This is a genomic window from Bacillus sp. SIMBA_031 (assembly GCF_046535225.1).
In the GTDB taxonomy this organism is placed as follows: Bacteria; Bacillota; Bacilli; order Bacillales; family Bacillaceae; genus Bacillus; species Bacillus velezensis.
Map to the genome: position 1 here is coordinate 1 of NZ_JAWRXC010000770.1, position 229 is coordinate 229.

A 229-nucleotide genomic window follows, 5' to 3' on the forward strand; every position below is an offset into this window, starting at 1 on the left:
AGCAGACTTTTGCAATGCTTCTTCTGCTTTGCATTGAATAATAGAATATGCTTTTTTATTGATCTGCTGATATAGCTTGATAGCCGCTTTTTTATGGTAGGTGTTTTGCATTACCGTTTTGAGATCCCTATCCCTCATTTTAACTAGACTATTTTGAGGAAAATCACAGTCAAGAATAAGTACATTATAACCTAGTCGAAAATGCAAAACACTTGCTACAAGCGTAGTT

General features: G+C 34.5%; 1 protein-coding gene. It reads right to left on the bottom strand.

Going from position 1 to position 229, the window contains the following annotated elements; all coding sequences use genetic code 11:
• A partial coding sequence (locus SB724_RS22140) for a hypothetical protein (protein ID WP_486304074.1) occupies nucleotides 1-229 on the bottom strand: 229 nt, incomplete at both ends.